Origin of the sequence: Bacillus crepusculi (assembly GCF_014764715.1) — a bacterium.
GTDB lineage: Bacteria > Bacillota > Bacilli > Bacillales > Bacillaceae > Bacillus.
Genome location: NZ_JACXXE010000003.1, coordinates 411,626 through 425,877 on the forward strand (window position 1 = coordinate 411,626; position 14,252 = coordinate 425,877).

Here is a 14,252-nt window from a genome sequence, read left to right on the forward strand (position 1 = left end):
TTTTTTTAAGAAAAATATAAGCAAATGCGCTCACCACGAATGACTTCAATCGGTATGCGCATGTCATAAATTTGTTCAAGTGCATCTGTTTGAATCACTTCATCGACTCCGCCTTCTTTGATCACCTGCCCATCTTTTAAGGCGACGATATGATCGGAATACACAGAGGCAAAGTTAATATCATGGAGAACCACAACAATCGTTTTCCCAAGATCATGAACGAGCTGCTGAAACAGCTTCATCATCTCAACAGAATGATTCATGTCCAGATTGTTTAAAGGCTCATCTAGGAAAATATAATCCGTATCCTGAGCCAGCACCATTGCAATAAAGGCTCTTTGCCTTTGTCCACCGCTTAATTCATCTAAGTATTGATGCTGGATATCAATGAGCCTCATGTATTGAAGCGACACATCAATCATCTTCTCATCCTCTTTTGTCAGATGACCTTGTGAGTAAGGAAAACGGCCAAAGCTGACAAGCTCCCGAACGGTCAGGCGCACACTCATGTGATTGGACTGCTTTAAAATGCTCATCTTCTTCGCAAGCTCCTGCGGGGGATACGCACTATAAGGTTTGTCTTCTAAATAAGCTGCACCTGAGTCTGGCTGAATCAGTCGGCTCATGATGGACAAAAGTGTGCTCTTGCCTGCGCCATTTGGACCAATGAGAGAGGTCAGGTGTCCTTTTTTCACACTGACAGTTGTTTCGTGTAGCACTGTTTTTCCGTTATATGTCTTACTGACTCCCTTCATCAAGACCATGAACGACTCTCCTTTAACAGTAAATAAATAAAATACAATCCGCCGACTAAATCAATCAACACACTCAGCGGCGTTTCAAAGGTAAATACCTTTTCTACAAGAAACTCCCCGCCTACAAGGGCAATGACACTGATGAAAAAAGAGCCTAGTAGCAAGTACGTATGCCGGTATGTACGAAATAGCTCTCTTGCCACGTTCACAACGAGTAAGCCAAGAAATGTAATAGGTCCGACAAGAGCCGTTGCGATAGACACAAGGACGGCAATCACGATCAGCATCTTTTTTGTGATGCTGTCATAGTCAATCCCTAGATTCACCGCATGTTCCTTTCCTAAGGACATCACATCTAATTTGGAGCGGAATGTCCAAATATAAAGACATAGCGCCACGAATAAAACAGAGGCAATGAGTAAGATATCCGTATTCATGTGGTTAAAGCTTGCAAAGGATTTATCCTGTACCACTTGGTATTCATTCGGATCAATCAGCATTTCCATAAAGGAAGAAAGACTTTTGAACAATGTACCAAAGACAATCCCAACAAGTAGTAGTAAGAAAATATGCTTGTTTTTGCGCTTGAACATCATCGTATATAGCAGCACAGAAAAAAGAATCATCAGCCCAACGCAAAGGAAAAAATTCAGGTTCTTATTGACGATCATCCAATTGGTCGATCCAAACAGATAAATCATCGCTGTTTGCAAAAACAAGTACAGTGCGTCTAGACCTAAAATGCTTGGCGTTAAGATTCGATTGTTAGTCAGCGTTTGAAACACAACAGATGAAAAGGCAATCGCGCCTCCCGTCAATGTCATCGCAAGCACTTTCTTTAAACGGCTCGGGACTGTGTACTGCCAGTATCCCATTTGAAAGGCGACAAAGATCACGATCAGCGCCGCTGCAATGGCTGCAATGAGGAATAATGTACGTTTCTTATGCATAGCGTTTCCTCCTTAATAGCATGTACAGGAAGATCGCACTTCCGATGATGCCCACCATGAGCCCAACAGAAATTTCATATGGATAAATGATCACCCTTCCGAGCACATCACAAATCAAAACAAAAATAGCTCCTAGTAAGGCTGTATGCGGGAGGCTTTTTTTCAAATGATCGCCGCGGTAGATCGATACAATATTAGGAATGATCAAGCCAAGAAATGGCAGCATTCCGACAGTTAAAATGGTGACAGACGTAATCATCGAAACGATCACCAAACCAACCGCCATCACACGTTTATACGTTAAACCTAAGTTGACGGCAAAGCTCTCGCCCATGCCCGCCACTGTAAAGCGGTCAGCATATAAATACGCGATGATCAAAAGAGGAACACTCACATAGAGCAGCTCATAACGCCCCTGAACAATAAGAGAAAAATCCCCTTGAAGCCATGCGGACACGTTTTGGATCAGATCATATTTATAAGCTATAAACGTAGAGATTGAACTGACGATCCCGCCAAACATTAAACCGACTAACGGTACATAGATCGTATCGTTCACCTTAATATGGCGTAGAATTTTTAAGAAAAGAAGATTGCCAGCTAAAGTAAATAGAAAGGCAATTGCCATTTTCATGAGCGGGCTCGCATGTGTAAAGATGAGCATCGCTGCTAAAATACCAAGCTTGGCCCAATCCATCGTTCCTGCAGTGGTTGGTGAAACAAATTTATTCCTCGTCATGCTTTGCATCATAAATCCGCATAAACTAAGGCTCATGCCAGCAAGAACTATACTCATCAGCCGCGGAATACGACTTGACCATAAGGTATGCATCTGTTCATCGGTTAGATGAAATATCTGCAAAATCGACAGATCCTGTACACCGACAAACAGTGAAGCACACGCCAAACACACAAATAACAAACTTAATTGATACAGCTTCATACAGGTTTCTCACTTTCTATCAAGCTCTCTCCGCTATAAATGATTATCATTATCAATTAAGCGACAGTACATATATTATCACATCTAGTGAAATATTCAATACCGGAATGAGGAAGAATCGCAGTTCATAAAAAAACAGCTTACAAACAGCTGCTTTTCCTAAATTATTGAATGTGCAGTTGAAATTGTCCCTCCAATTCCTCTTCTGCTTCTTGAAATAACTGCCGCAAGCTCTCTGCATAATCGCCAAGCTCTTTTTTGCTCGTTTGAAAATTCACCCATGTCAGCTCTACCGGAAGGTTCACTTCTCCTGTCAAACAGTCCCAAAGAGCATCAAGGTTTTTCCCGTAATAGTCAGGAAGGTGTAAAACTGTTTTTAGCTGATCATGAAGCTCTTCTTGCGACCTGCACGCCGCGCCGTCCAGCTGCACTTTTTTCATATTCATCTTCCCCTCTCTTGCCTTTATTTTAAACGAATTGAAGGGGAAAGAGAAAGATGGATATCTCACTTTTGTTTCTGCCTAAAGCCTGTGATCAACAGGATGAGACAGGCAGCCAAAACGATCAAGAAAAAGAGGGTTAACACCATCTGAGTACCGTACATATCAGCAAAAAGTCCGACAAAAACACTCGGAATGCCAAGACCTAAATAAGCAAACAAGTAATACCCTGCAACGGCTCTAGCCGCCTCCTTCTTCCCTCGCTCAACAATAAGCTGAAGGCCACCTAAATAAGTAAATCCATAGCAAGCAGTGCCCGCAAGCATGGTTCCGGCAAGCACAAGAGAGATGGAACCGATATTTGCACCGAATAACAAGAGACCATATCCGCACGGAAGACAGATAAATCCCACACGGAGCGCTACTGTGCTATTCATCTTACGAACAAAGGGCTGCATGAGGACACCTGCCATATTAATCAAAAACAGCGCTGGCCCTACCCATAATTCATAGCCAGTTAATTTGAGCTGTGCTGGCAAAATCGAAATGACAAGCCCGCACACCGACCATGCGATGGCAATGGCCAAGTTCGCTGGCATCGTGCCTTTTGGAAACCTTGGCAGATTCATCAATGGTTTACCTAGATCTCCTTGTACAGGAGGTACTAAAAAGAAAATACCTATGATGGTTATCATCAAAAAGACCAACACAATCCAATAGCTAAGCGGCGTGAGTGACACACCTTGAAAAGAAAGAAGCGCTGTAAAAAGAGCACCTCCCCCAAACCCAACCGAACTACATAATGCAATAAAAGTAGGGATCCAGCCGGATTTCTCTGGATATAAAGCAATCAAATAGGCCGTGCATGTTCCAACACTTAGACCAAGCCCCACTCCTTGCAAAAGCCGGGCAGCAAAGAGCATCTGTATAGAAGGGGCAACGGTCATCAACAGGGTGGCACATAACGAAAAGCAAAGCGCAACCAATAAAATGGGTTTGCGCCCAGCACGGTCAGAAATACCGCCGAGAAAAAGCAATACTGGAATCAGTCCGAATACATACGCAGCAAATACAAGTGCTGTTGCCGCTTTTCCGTATCCTGCTTGATCTGCATACACCGTATAAAGCGGCACTTGCAGGTTCACAGCGGTCGTAATCATGAAAAGACCAAATAAAACGAAAATAAATGGCAGCATGGATCGTTGTGCCGTTTCTTCTTTTGTTGCAGGAATCATGTGACTCTCTCCTCTATTATGTAAATGACATGTGACAACAGTTTACACATCTTTTGGATTACTTCCTACATCCAAAAACGACTCTGTTGACCAGTCCATAATTCCATGTCATCATATGATCACGTGATAAAGAGAGAAGGTGCCTCATGTATATTCATTTAGACCGCTCAAGCTCAACCCCGCTATGGCAGCAAATCGTAGCTGAGGTCATTCAAAAAATACATTCACAAAAACTACATCCTGACGATCAGTTAACACCAACACGCGTATTAGCACAGGAACTAAACGTATCAAGATCAACCGTACAGCTTGCCTACGATGAACTTTTGGCAAGAGGATATGTCAGCACATCTAGAAGAGGCGGAACAAAGGTCATCTCAAGTGACCAATACGAATCCTTCACTCCCCGCCAAAGTGAGCCACCCTTCGCACTTCCCGTTAGACCTCATTTTGACGAGGCTGAAAAACAAATGGATCACTGGCTCTCGGCCAATCGTTTTCATGAGAAACTCGATATTGACTTTCGCCATCAAGAACCAGCCATCGACGAACATTTTCAAAACATATGGAAGCGCTCGCTGATGAAAGCATTACAGCGTTTAGACATGAAGGATTGGGGCTATACTTCCCCGCACGGATTATGGGAAGTACGCTCAGAAATACGCCAATACTTATCGGTTGAACGTGGAATCGATGTAGAAGAGGATCAAATGGTGTTAACAGGAGGCACGCAGCAGGCCATTGACTTAATTTCACAAGTACTGCTCAAAAAAGGCGATACGGTTGCTGTTGAAGATCCAGGTTTTCCTGGGGCAAGGCTTTCGTTTTTACATCGTGAAATGAACATCCACCCCGCACCAGTAGATGAAGAAGGAATGATCGTAAGCACACTGCCCGGGCGAACGAAGCTGATCGCTGTGACTCCCTCCCATCAGCGTCCAACCGGTGTATGTATGAGTGTAAACAGAAGACAGCAGCTGCTACAGTTTGCAGTCAGCCATCAATCTTATATATTAGAGGATGATTTTGATGGGGATTATCGTTATCATGGCGGGCCGCTCCCTTCCTTATTCTCAGAAGCACCCGATCATGTGATTTACACCTTAAGCTTTTCAAAGGTGCTGGCACCTGGCATCCGCCTTGCTGCAATCATCGGCTCCAAAGCGGTTATCAAAGAAATCGCTGCGCTACAATCACTCATCCAAAGGCAGCTACCGATCATGGAACAAATCACACTCGCTTCTTTTTTTAGAGAAGGAGAATTCACACGATATGTTAGACGAATGAGACAGCTTTATAAAAAAAGGCAGGAAGCTATAATGGACGCTCTTTTGACGCATCACTTTCACAAGCACTTCCATATATATGGAACCGATACTGGCCTTCATGTCTTTTTAGAAGCAGCGCCAAACTTTGATGAAAAAGGCAGTATTGAGGCTGCTAAAGCCGCCGGTGTCGGAATTTATCCATTAAGCCCTTATTGCTATGAAAGCAATCGAAAGGGATTGCTACTTGGTTTCGCCTGTACAGATGAAGCAATGATTCAAGAGGGCGTGCGCCGTTTAACGAACATACTTCACATCTAAAAAAAGCCTGGAAGTGAGCTTCCAAGCTTTTTTCATGATTGCTGAATGCGACCTACTTCTTCCATAAATGCGGCTGTCTGCTGCAATCCATCTTGCAGATGATGGGTAGCGGAAATAAACAGCTTTTCTTGGTCGGGACGCTTCAACAGCTTTTCCACCTGGTCGATCCCTTTTTTAAATGAAGCAAGGCCTGTCTTTAATTGTTTGTCAGCCTGTTTGTAAGTAGCCGGAACTTCTTGATGAGCTAATCCTTTTTGAATCACACGATCAAATGCTTTCGTCGCTTTTGCCAATTTTTCATTTGCTTGAATCTTTCCATGTCCATCTGAAATAAATTGGTCGGTCATGTTTTCATATGCTTCATTTAACTCATCCATATAACGCTGAACCCATTGTTCATACGCAACTTCCTTTGTGTCTTGTTTTGAAGGCGACTGACCTGCTTGTTGACAGGCTGCTAGTAATGTCACTGTCACAGTGAATAGCAGCATCAAGTGCAATCGTTTTTTCATACAGAGCCTCCATTTCTAATTCCCATTCGTTCATATCGGTCAAATATGTGCATCCTTTACCAAAACGAACACTTTGCAAGAAATGATATCTTTTATTGTAACAGACGGCTCTTGTCACTTCTGTGATTTATGAACAAATTGATGAAAACACGTCTAAGGGTCCACATTTCCCTGTCACTTATCTACCGATACAGTCAATAGACGACTAGACATATGTATTTGGTTTCAATGAATTCATCTTCATGATTTTTCCTAAAAAAAGACCCCTTTCGGCGTCTTTTCGCTTTGCATTAAATCCACACATCATTTTCTGCTGTCAGCTTTGAAGAGGCATCCCCTGTGTTGACGACTCCACGCGGCTCAACGAGCATGACATGACATTCGTCTTTGGCGTATGGTTTGTGTTCTTTTCCTTTTGGGATCACGTACATTTCACCTGCATGCAGTTCGACCTTGCCATCTCTAAATTCAATTCCCATCTGGCCAGCAATAACGAGAAATACTTCGTCTGTGTCATCATGCTGATGCCAAACGAATTCACCTTGTATTTTCACAAGCTTAAATTGCACATCGTTCATTTCTGCAATGACCTTCGGTGACCAATGTTCAGTAAATGTTGTGAGTTTTTCTTTTAGATGAATTGATTTCAATCTGTGATCCCCCTCTGATTTAAACTGCTTTTAACCCTGCTCCGCATAAGCGGCAGTAGACTCTATTATTCTTCTAACTGGGTTTATTGAAGCTTACCTTTACAAGCAACCTCAAGCTCTTCTACTACTTCACCCTCTTGAATGAGATATGCTTTTTCATGAAGATTGACAGCGGGACAAATATGATTTGGAATGATTTGCACCTTCTCGCCGATCTGGACGCTTTGGCGGAAGCCTTCATGATAGATAATAGCATGCTCATCAAATACACTTGAAACAAATACATCATCATAGTCTTTCACTTTGCCTAATCCCTTTGTTTTGGTCAGCCCTTTTGTACGGGTTTGTGCCGTCAGCCCTTTAGCTCCAACATCTGTAATAACCCGAGTCTTTGTTGGCTTGCTGATCACCGTCGTCAGCACGGCTGCCGCACAATGTGAAAATGAGCCGATCACGTTGGACTGAGAAGCATCCATCAAGATGTAGGTGCCTGGTCTGATTTCAGTAACTCCCTTTGGAATATCAAATTGAAACAAGAATGGCGGTGTTGACCCAATGCTTACCACTTCGAGTAGCATACCTGCTTCTTCAGCAATCTGTGCAAACTGAAGCGAGCGATTCACAGCGTCTTCATACAATGCCAGACAATGTTCCTTACTTTCCGCTTGGTACGTATGTCCGTCATGAGAGAAAATCCCCTTTAAATGAACGGAGGCACATGTCTGAATGGTCTGTAAGATGTGACGGAAATCACTCTCTTCAATCACACCAGACCTTCCTTCGCCAACCTCTATCTCTATTAAAACCTCAGCTTTTTTCTCTGCTCCACGAAAGACATGTTCAATTTGATGAACATGCTCTACACAATCAATACCGAATGAAATATGGATTGACTCTGCCAACTTTCGAATTCGCTTTAGTTTTGTCTCGCCTACAATTTGATTGGCGATAAAGATATCTGTCAGTCCATTCGCTGCCATCACCTCAGCTTCACCTACTTTCGCCACAGTTATACCAAATGCGCCCATCTCCTCCTGCAGCTTGGCAAGCCTAGGCGTTTTATGGGTTTTCGTATGCGGACGCAGTTTGACTTGCTGACGGTCCGCATATTGCTGCATAGCGGATATATTCTCCATCATCACCCGTTTATCAATTAATAGCGCCGGTGTATCCAGTTCATCATAAGTCATCATCATATCCCCTTTCACTGCCACTTACCATATAAATTTTTATACATTATAATTAAATTATATATTTTTTTATACAATAATAAAAGAACGATATGCTAATCTCGTGCTAGTAAAGGCGTCCAGCGACTGCCTGCCACTGGTTTTGAGTTAATATTTGTTACGAAGTTCTCTTAATATAAAATCGTATACAAGATTAAGCTGCTGCTCCTTTGGATACAGCATAAATTCTTGTTTTTTAGGAAGACCTCCATCAAGACGATCTTGAAATTTCGTTCGAAGATACGCTGTCCGGTGCACCTGACTCTCAAATGATTTATAGGAGACATCTAGTTTGACCGTTTGCTCATTCGTAAAAGTGACAACCGTGTCCCCAAGGGATGATTCCTGGAAGGTATGAATGTATTTGTGGGAGATCCAGCCGCACTGCGGACGATTTGATGAATACGTTGGGAAGAAATACAGATGATTGGATGAGTCAATCACGATTGGAGGCTTATGAGAAATACCTGTTACTTCGTATGTTCCCGCCTTTCTACCTGCATAGCTTGAGCCGAAGAATCTGCAGCTTCGCTCAATGATTTGCAGCGGCTTTAATTCGACGTAAAAGCTCGTCTCTCTTTCTATCACGTTTGAATATACTCTTTTTCCTTCTTCAACCGGAAGGATCGCCATCGTTGTTTGATTAATGACGTATGAATCTAAAGGTGCTTCACTAATTCCTGACACTTCATTTCCTCCTGTGTTAATTTTTGGTTATTTTAGATACTATTAATCTATCACCAACGTATAAGAAACGACAGGATTTTTTCAAAATTTATTTAAAATCATCTTTTTATCTTATTTTTTAGTCCATTCGATCTATCTAAAAAGCATTTTTAAAGGTATATCGCATTCTGTCGATTGGACAAGAGGTGTCGATTTTGCTCAAAAATAAATTGTCTAAAAATTATAAATTCTTGTTGATTTTTTCTCCAGCAATCCATATACTATAAAAAAGGCATCGGGGGGATTCTTTATGAAAGAGAAAAAAACGTATGCTGAGCTCATGAAGTCCCGCAACACCCAAAAAACCGAAGAAAACGGCGTCACTATTTTAGACATCTATATTCAAATGGTTTTAGATGAGGCGCTTTATAAACAGCGCTTAACCTTCCTTAGAGAAGAGATTGATAAGGCACTGGATCAGCGTGATGAAAAGCGCTTCAATGACCTGTCAGCTCAATATGCAGAGCACTGCTTACATGAATCATAATGATTTTACTTGCGGCAGAGAGACAGCAACTCGTCTCTTTACCGCAAGTTTTTTGTTTATCCATTTAAAATGGTTCCACCATTCACATGCAGGATTTGTCCATTCATGTAAGACGAGTCTTCACTCGCTAAAAATAAATAACTTGGTGCAAGCTCTACTGGCTCACCAGGCCTTTCCATTGGGACATCTCCGCCAAATTCAGAGACTTCCTTTTCTGTAAAAGTTGATGGAATCAGCGGCGTCCAAATGGGCCCTGGAGCAACCCCATTCACTCGAATCCCTTGCTTAATGAGCGATAAGGACAACGATCTGGTAAATGTCACAACCGCCCCTTTCGTTGAAGAATAATCAATTAAGGTTTCATGCCCTTTATAGGCTGTGACGGATGTTGTATTAATGATACTGCTTCCTTTCTTTAAATGAGGCAGCACGGCCTTTGTTAAATAAAACATGGCGAAAATATTCGTTTGAAATGTTCGAAGAAGCTGATGCGAGGTTATTTGTTCAATGCTTTTTTGTGGATGCTGTTCCCCTGCGTTGTTCACCAAAATATCAATGGAACCGAAAGCATCCTTCGTTTTTTTAACGACCTCATTTGAAAAAGCCTCATCCCCTAAGTCACCTGCAATTAAGATGGCGCGGCCTCCCGCCTTTTCAATATAGTCCTTCGTTTCCTCTGCATCACGATGTTCACTCAAGTAAACAATAGCGACATTGGCACCTTCTTTCGCAAATAAGACAGAGACTGCTCTTCCGATCCCGCTGTCTCCACCTGTCACAATAGCCGTTTTCCCCGCTAACTTTTTATCCCGCACCTCTCGATCAAAAACAGGTCTAGGGTTCATTTTATATTCAAGACCCGGACGTTCACTCTGATGCTGAGGCGGCAATGTTTTCTTCGGCTGCTTTGTTGACACGTTATTCCACTCCTTCCTTTTATCTTGTTTATTTTTATGTGTTGTCTATTTTTTTATGTATGTCGTACTAGTTTCCATTCCAATGTATGATTTTCTGTATTGTGGAAAAATTATACACATCATATAACTGGAGGCGACAACATGAATCAAGAACATAAAGGAATGGAACAGGCAACATCGTTATGGTTAGCAGAGAGTCAGAAGCATTCCTTTCCTGCTGTAAGTGAGGATCATACAGCAGATGTGGTCATTGTCGGCGGCGGTATTACCGGTATCGCTACTGCCTTTGAACTGACAGAACGCGGACTGGATGTCATCATCATTGATGCCGATCAATTGCTGCAAGGAACGACCGGACACACGACAGCTAAAATCACCTCACAGCACGATGTATACTATTATGAACTGATTCAGCAAATTGGCATGCCAAAAGCACGTTTGTATGTAGAAGCAAATGAGAAGGCAAAAGAGCTCATTCAATCACGTGTCAAAGAGCAGGGCATCGATTGTCAGCTAGAGGAAAAAGATGCTTACCTTTATACAAAGGAAGAAAGCGGCGTAAAAAAGTTAAAAAAGGAATTAGATGCCTACAAACAGCTCGGCATTGACCGAGAATGGAAAACTGCGCTTCCTTTTGACACTGACATCAAAGCGGCCCTTGCGATGATGCAGCAGGCTCAGTTTCATCCCCTTCATTATCTAAATGCACTAATAAACAAGCTCCTAGAACGAGGTGTACGTATTTTTGAACACACACTCGCTGTTGATGTGAAAGAAGGAAACCGCCCTGCTGTCGTCACAAAAAGCGGGCATCATCTGACGGGCCGCTTTATTATTTCCTGTTCACACTTTCCTTTTTATGATGGGAAAGGACTTTATTTCACGCGAATGCATCCAGAACAATCTTATGTGATAGCAGCTAAAACAAAAAAGCCGCTTCCAGACGGCATGTACTTAGGAATTGATCAGCCAGCTCATTCTTTAAGAACGGCAGAATTTCATGGTGAAGAAGTCGTTCTTATCGGAGGAGAAGGCCATAAAACCGGCCAAGGCGGAGATGAATCCGCACACTATGAATCACTGGAAAAGTTCGGAAAAGACACACTTGGAATTGAGGAGGTTCTTTATCGCTGGTCGACGCACGATATGGTCACAATGGATCAAATCCCTTACATTGGCCACCTGACCAAACACCACCCGAATCTCTTCGTCGCTACTGGCTTTAGAAAATGGGGGATGACCACAAGCCATGTCGCAGCGACTCTTATCGGTGATTTAATTGAGGGGAAATCGAATCCCTACGAATCGATTTTTACACCATCACGCTCTGTTTCAGACTCATTCGTCAAAAATTTTATAAAAGAAAATACCAATGTTGCTGCCAAGCTGATCAGCGGTAAAATAGAACGAACGGATCAAACCGTTGATGATTTAAAACCTGGCGAAGGCGGCATTGTATCTTATGAACATAAGAAATGCGGTGCCTTTAAATCAGAGGATGGGAAGGTCTTTCTTGTCGATACAACCTGTACTCACCTAGGCTGTGAAGTCGCTTGGAATAATAGTGACCGCACCTGGGATTGCCCTTGTCACGGTTCTCGTTTTTCAATTACTGGGGAAGTGGTAGAAGGTCCAGCAAAGAAACCACTAAAAAGGTCATATAAAGAACAGTAAAATTTCACTGGTTTCCCTTTAAAAAATCCAAGATTATCCGATAAAAAACATAAAGTCTGATATTTGTGATGATTATGGGGGGACAATAACATTGTTATTTAAAAAAGATACTAAAAGAAAAAACACTGCTTTTTTCACACAGCAGGATGATGGGATAAAACGAATCAATTTTTCGAAGAATACGGACATTGCCAAACAAATCAAAATGATTGACCTAACGCAGCAAGACCTTTTTATACTGAAACAATTGAATCCAATCGTTCAAGATGATATTGCACATATCGTTGATAAATTTTATAAAAATTTAGAAGTAGAGTCTTCGTTGATGCATATCATTCAAGACAATAGTTCCGTCGATCGTTTGAAAAAAACACTCCGTATTCATATTAGCGAAATGTTTGCAGGTGTGATTGACGATACCTACGTGGCAAAAAGAATTAAAATTGCGCAAGTTCATTTACGAATTGGCCTCCAGCCTAAATGGTACATGGCAGCATTCCAAGACCTTTTGCTTTCGATTATGGATTTATTTGCCCACCATATCCAGGATTTCAAAGAATATCAGACGGCAGTCAAAGCGACAACGAAAATTTTAAATTTAGAGCAGCAGCTTGTCCTAGATACGTTCCAAAATGAATATTCTAAAATTCGTGATGAAGCGGAAGAACAGCAGCAAGAGCTTCATACAAAAATTACAGAAACCTCAAATTCTCTTGCTTCTCTCTTCTCCAACACAACAAGTGCAGTGGACAAGCTTGTATCAAAATCTGATGAAATGGCGGATATGTCACAGGCTGGAACGCAAATTTCTGCACAGGTGGAGGAAAAATCAATCGGCGGTAAAAAGGAATTAGAAATTCAGCAAACACAGATGAATCAAATTGATGGCAGCATGACAAAGATTGAAACAGAAATTAAGCGTTTAGAAGAAATCGCCAAACAGATTGAACAAATCTTTGGAATCGTCACAGGCATTGCAGAGCAGACGAATTTGTTATCTTTAAATGCCTCCATCGAATCTGCACGTGCAGGAGAACATGGAAAAGGCTTCGCTGTCGTCGCAAACGAGGTTCGAAAATTATCAGAGGACACTAAGAAAACGGTTTCAACTGTGTCTGAACTCGTCAATAACACAAATTCACAAATCGCCATTGTGTCACAGCATATCGCAGACGTGAATTTACTTGTGACGGACAGTAAAGAAAAAATGACTCAAATCAATTCGCTTTTCGATGATATCGTGAGCAGCATGAACTTAAGTAAAAACCAAAACGGAAAAATTGAAATAGATCTCCAAACATTCCTAAACGAGTTGAAGGAAGTCAAACAAACGGTTTCCCAAGTTGCCAGCTCAGTCGAATCCTTGACTAGTCTGACAAATCGCTAATCCAGTCATTTTTCTTCTACTTTAGTATAATAGAAGAAAAGAGAGAAAAGGCGGGATTTGATTGACAACAATTTGCCTAGTCAGACACGGAGAAACCGATTGGAATGCAGCGAAACGAATTCAAGGGCGAACAGATATCCCTTTAAACGACACAGGTAAATGGCAGGCTGAACAAACTGGACTTTACTTAAAGGATGTCCATTGGGATGTTGTCATTTCCAGTCCATTATCAAGGGCGAAAGAAACCGCTCATTTGATTTTAAAGCATGTACATGCCCCTCTTGTCATCATGGACGATTTCATTGAACGTGATTATGGTGACGCTGAAGGCATGTCGTTTGAGGAGCGCCAAAAGCTGTTTCCAGATAAACAGTATCCAAATATGGAACCGCTTGAGACGATGCAAGATCGAATGTTAAAAGGGATTGAAAAGGTCAGAGCAGCCTATCCAGATCAACATGTCCTGATCGTGGCGCACGGTGCTGCCATCCACGCCTTACTTACCACTTTAGCAGACGAGCAAATGGATCTTCAGAACACGAGACTTGTTAATGCTTGCTTAAATTATGTGGAATGGAAAGATGGTAAATGGAAGGTGCGTGATTACAACGTGATCAGCCATTTAACGCAGATCTCCTCTTCTTAAAGAACCTGTTATCTTAGCAGGTTCTTTTTTATGAAAGAAACAATGATAAAATAATATTTTTTTATATCGAAATTCGAAATAGATGCTAGTCTTTCCTGCCTATTTTATGGCTTTT

The 14,252-nt window shown here is 41.9% G+C and carries 15 protein-coding genes and 1 pseudogene; 6 read left to right on the forward strand and 10 right to left on the reverse strand.

What is annotated here, in order from left to right; all coding sequences use genetic code 11:
• Positions 1 to 5: 5 nt before the first annotated feature.
• The 5 genes from IEE86_RS08920 to IEE86_RS08940 form a co-directional block, all read right to left on the reverse strand.
• A complete protein-coding gene (locus tag IEE86_RS08920; protein ID WP_191096882.1) occupies positions 6 to 764 on the reverse strand; it encodes an iron ABC transporter ATP-binding protein in 759 nt (252 codons plus the stop codon).
• Positions 755 to 1,705 carry an iron chelate uptake ABC transporter family permease subunit gene (locus IEE86_RS08925; RefSeq protein ID WP_191096883.1) on the reverse strand — a complete coding sequence of 317 codons (951 nt, stop codon included), beginning with the start codon at positions 1,703 to 1,705 and terminating at the stop codon, positions 755 to 757. The genes IEE86_RS08920 and IEE86_RS08925 overlap by 10 nt, the downstream gene beginning before the upstream one ends.
• A complete protein-coding gene (locus tag IEE86_RS08930; RefSeq protein WP_191096884.1) occupies positions 1,698 to 2,648 on the reverse strand; it encodes an ABC transporter permease in 951 nt (316 codons plus the stop codon). Before IEE86_RS08930 ends, IEE86_RS08925 begins: the two co-directional genes overlap by 8 nt.
• Positions 2,649 to 2,812: 164 nt before the next feature.
• Positions 2,813 to 3,088, reverse strand: a complete 276-nt coding sequence (locus tag IEE86_RS08935) for a barstar family protein (protein WP_191096885.1) — start codon at positions 3,086 to 3,088, stop codon at positions 2,813 to 2,815.
• A gap of 65 nt (positions 3,089 to 3,153) precedes the next feature.
• Complete coding sequence (locus IEE86_RS08940) at positions 3,154 to 4,323, reverse strand: MFS transporter (protein ID WP_191096886.1); 1,170 nt, start codon at positions 4,321 to 4,323, stop codon at positions 3,154 to 3,156.
• Positions 4,324 to 4,469: 146 nt separating this feature from the next.
• On the opposite strand from IEE86_RS08940, the gene pdxR reads away from it, so the two are divergent.
• The gene (gene pdxR / locus IEE86_RS08945) at positions 4,470 to 5,909 is read left to right on the forward strand and encodes a MocR-like pyridoxine biosynthesis transcription factor PdxR (protein WP_191096887.1); all 1,440 of its coding nucleotides are present in this window, start codon (positions 4,470 to 4,472) and stop codon (positions 5,907 to 5,909) included.
• A 32-nt stretch (positions 5,910 to 5,941) separates the two neighbouring features.
• Here pdxR and IEE86_RS08950 read toward each other — a convergent pair whose 3' ends face one another.
• The 4 genes from IEE86_RS08950 to IEE86_RS08965 form a co-directional block, all read right to left on the reverse strand.
• A complete protein-coding gene (locus IEE86_RS08950; RefSeq protein ID WP_191096888.1) occupies positions 5,942 to 6,421 on the reverse strand; it encodes a hypothetical protein in 480 nt (159 codons plus the stop codon).
• Positions 6,422 to 6,711: 290 nt separating this feature from the next.
• Entirely contained in the window at positions 6,712 to 7,071 is a 360-nt protein-coding gene (locus tag IEE86_RS08955) for a cupin domain-containing protein (protein ID WP_224740876.1), read from the reverse strand.
• An 83-nt stretch (positions 7,072 to 7,154) separates the two neighbouring features.
• Entirely contained in the window at positions 7,155 to 8,261 is a 1,107-nt protein-coding gene (locus IEE86_RS08960) for an alanine racemase (RefSeq protein ID WP_191096889.1), read from the reverse strand.
• 147 nt (positions 8,262 to 8,408) lie between these two features.
• Positions 8,409 to 8,987: a competence protein ComK gene (locus IEE86_RS08965; protein ID WP_191096890.1), complete on the reverse strand. Its 579-nt coding sequence runs from the start codon at positions 8,985 to 8,987 to the stop codon at positions 8,409 to 8,411.
• A gap of 289 nt (positions 8,988 to 9,276) precedes the next feature.
• Between IEE86_RS08965 and IEE86_RS08970 the strand changes: the two genes are divergently transcribed.
• Positions 9,277 to 9,513, forward strand: coding sequence for an IDEAL domain-containing protein (locus IEE86_RS08970; RefSeq protein ID WP_191096891.1), 237 nt, complete (start codon positions 9,277 to 9,279; stop codon positions 9,511 to 9,513).
• 56 nt (positions 9,514 to 9,569) lie between these two features.
• On the opposite strand, the gene IEE86_RS08975 is transcribed toward IEE86_RS08970, so the two are convergent.
• Complete coding sequence (locus tag IEE86_RS08975; RefSeq protein WP_191096892.1) at positions 9,570 to 10,430, reverse strand: SDR family oxidoreductase; 861 nt, start codon at positions 10,428 to 10,430, stop codon at positions 9,570 to 9,572.
• Positions 10,431 to 10,571: 141 nt separating this feature from the next.
• Here IEE86_RS08975 and IEE86_RS08980 point away from each other — a divergent pair, with 141 nt between their 5' ends.
• The 4 genes and pseudogenes from IEE86_RS08980 to IEE86_RS08990 all read left to right on the forward strand — a co-directional run bounded on the left by IEE86_RS08980 (position 10,572) and on the right by IEE86_RS08990 (position 14,137).
• Entirely contained in the window at positions 10,572 to 12,104 is a 1,533-nt protein-coding gene (locus tag IEE86_RS08980) for an FAD-dependent oxidoreductase (RefSeq protein WP_191096893.1), read from the forward strand.
• Positions 12,105 to 12,195: 91 nt separating this feature from the next.
• Positions 12,196 to 12,735 (forward strand): annotated as a pseudogene (locus IEE86_RS19665) (protoglobin domain-containing protein); the annotation flags it as partial.
• 240 nt (positions 12,736 to 12,975) lie between these two features.
• Positions 12,976 to 13,491, forward strand: coding sequence for a methyl-accepting chemotaxis protein (locus IEE86_RS19670; RefSeq protein WP_394336034.1), 516 nt, complete (start codon positions 12,976 to 12,978; stop codon positions 13,489 to 13,491).
• Between the two features lie 61 nt (positions 13,492 to 13,552).
• The gene (locus IEE86_RS08990) at positions 13,553 to 14,137 is read left to right on the forward strand and encodes a histidine phosphatase family protein (protein ID WP_191096895.1); all 585 of its coding nucleotides are present in this window, start codon (positions 13,553 to 13,555) and stop codon (positions 14,135 to 14,137) included.
• Positions 14,138 to 14,252 lie beyond the last annotated feature (115 nt).

Excerpts from the sequence above, each read along its gene's own strand:
- IEE86_RS08970 (WP_191096891.1), top strand. The coding sequence starts at position 9,277 with ATGAAAGAGAAAAAAACGTATGCTGAGCTCATGAAGTCCCGCAACACC.
- IEE86_RS08980 (WP_191096893.1), top strand. The coding sequence starts at position 10,572 with ATGAATCAAGAACATAAAGGAATGGAACAGGCAACATCGTTATGGTTA.
- IEE86_RS08940 (WP_191096886.1), bottom strand. The coding sequence starts at position 4,323 with ATGATTCCTGCAACAAAAGAAGAAACGGCACAACGATCCATGCTGCCA.
- IEE86_RS08935 (WP_191096885.1), bottom strand. The coding sequence starts at position 3,088 with ATGAAAAAAGTGCAGCTGGACGGCGCGGCGTGCAGGTCGCAAGAAGAG.
- IEE86_RS08920 (WP_191096882.1), bottom strand. The coding sequence starts at position 764 with ATGGTCTTGATGAAGGGAGTCAGTAAGACATATAACGGAAAAACAGTG.
- IEE86_RS08925 (WP_191096883.1), bottom strand. The coding sequence starts at position 1,705 with ATGCATAAGAAACGTACATTATTCCTCATTGCAGCCATTGCAGCGGCG.
- pdxR (WP_191096887.1), top strand. The coding sequence starts at position 4,470 with ATGTATATTCATTTAGACCGCTCAAGCTCAACCCCGCTATGGCAGCAA.
- IEE86_RS08930 (WP_191096884.1), bottom strand. The coding sequence starts at position 2,648 with ATGAAGCTGTATCAATTAAGTTTGTTATTTGTGTGTTTGGCGTGTGCT.
- IEE86_RS08960 (WP_191096889.1), bottom strand. The coding sequence starts at position 8,261 with ATGACTTATGATGAACTGGATACACCGGCGCTATTAATTGATAAACGG.
- IEE86_RS19670 (WP_394336034.1), top strand. The coding sequence starts at position 12,976 with ATGAATCAAATTGATGGCAGCATGACAAAGATTGAAACAGAAATTAAG.
- IEE86_RS08950 (WP_191096888.1), bottom strand. The coding sequence starts at position 6,421 with ATGAAAAAACGATTGCACTTGATGCTGCTATTCACTGTGACAGTGACA.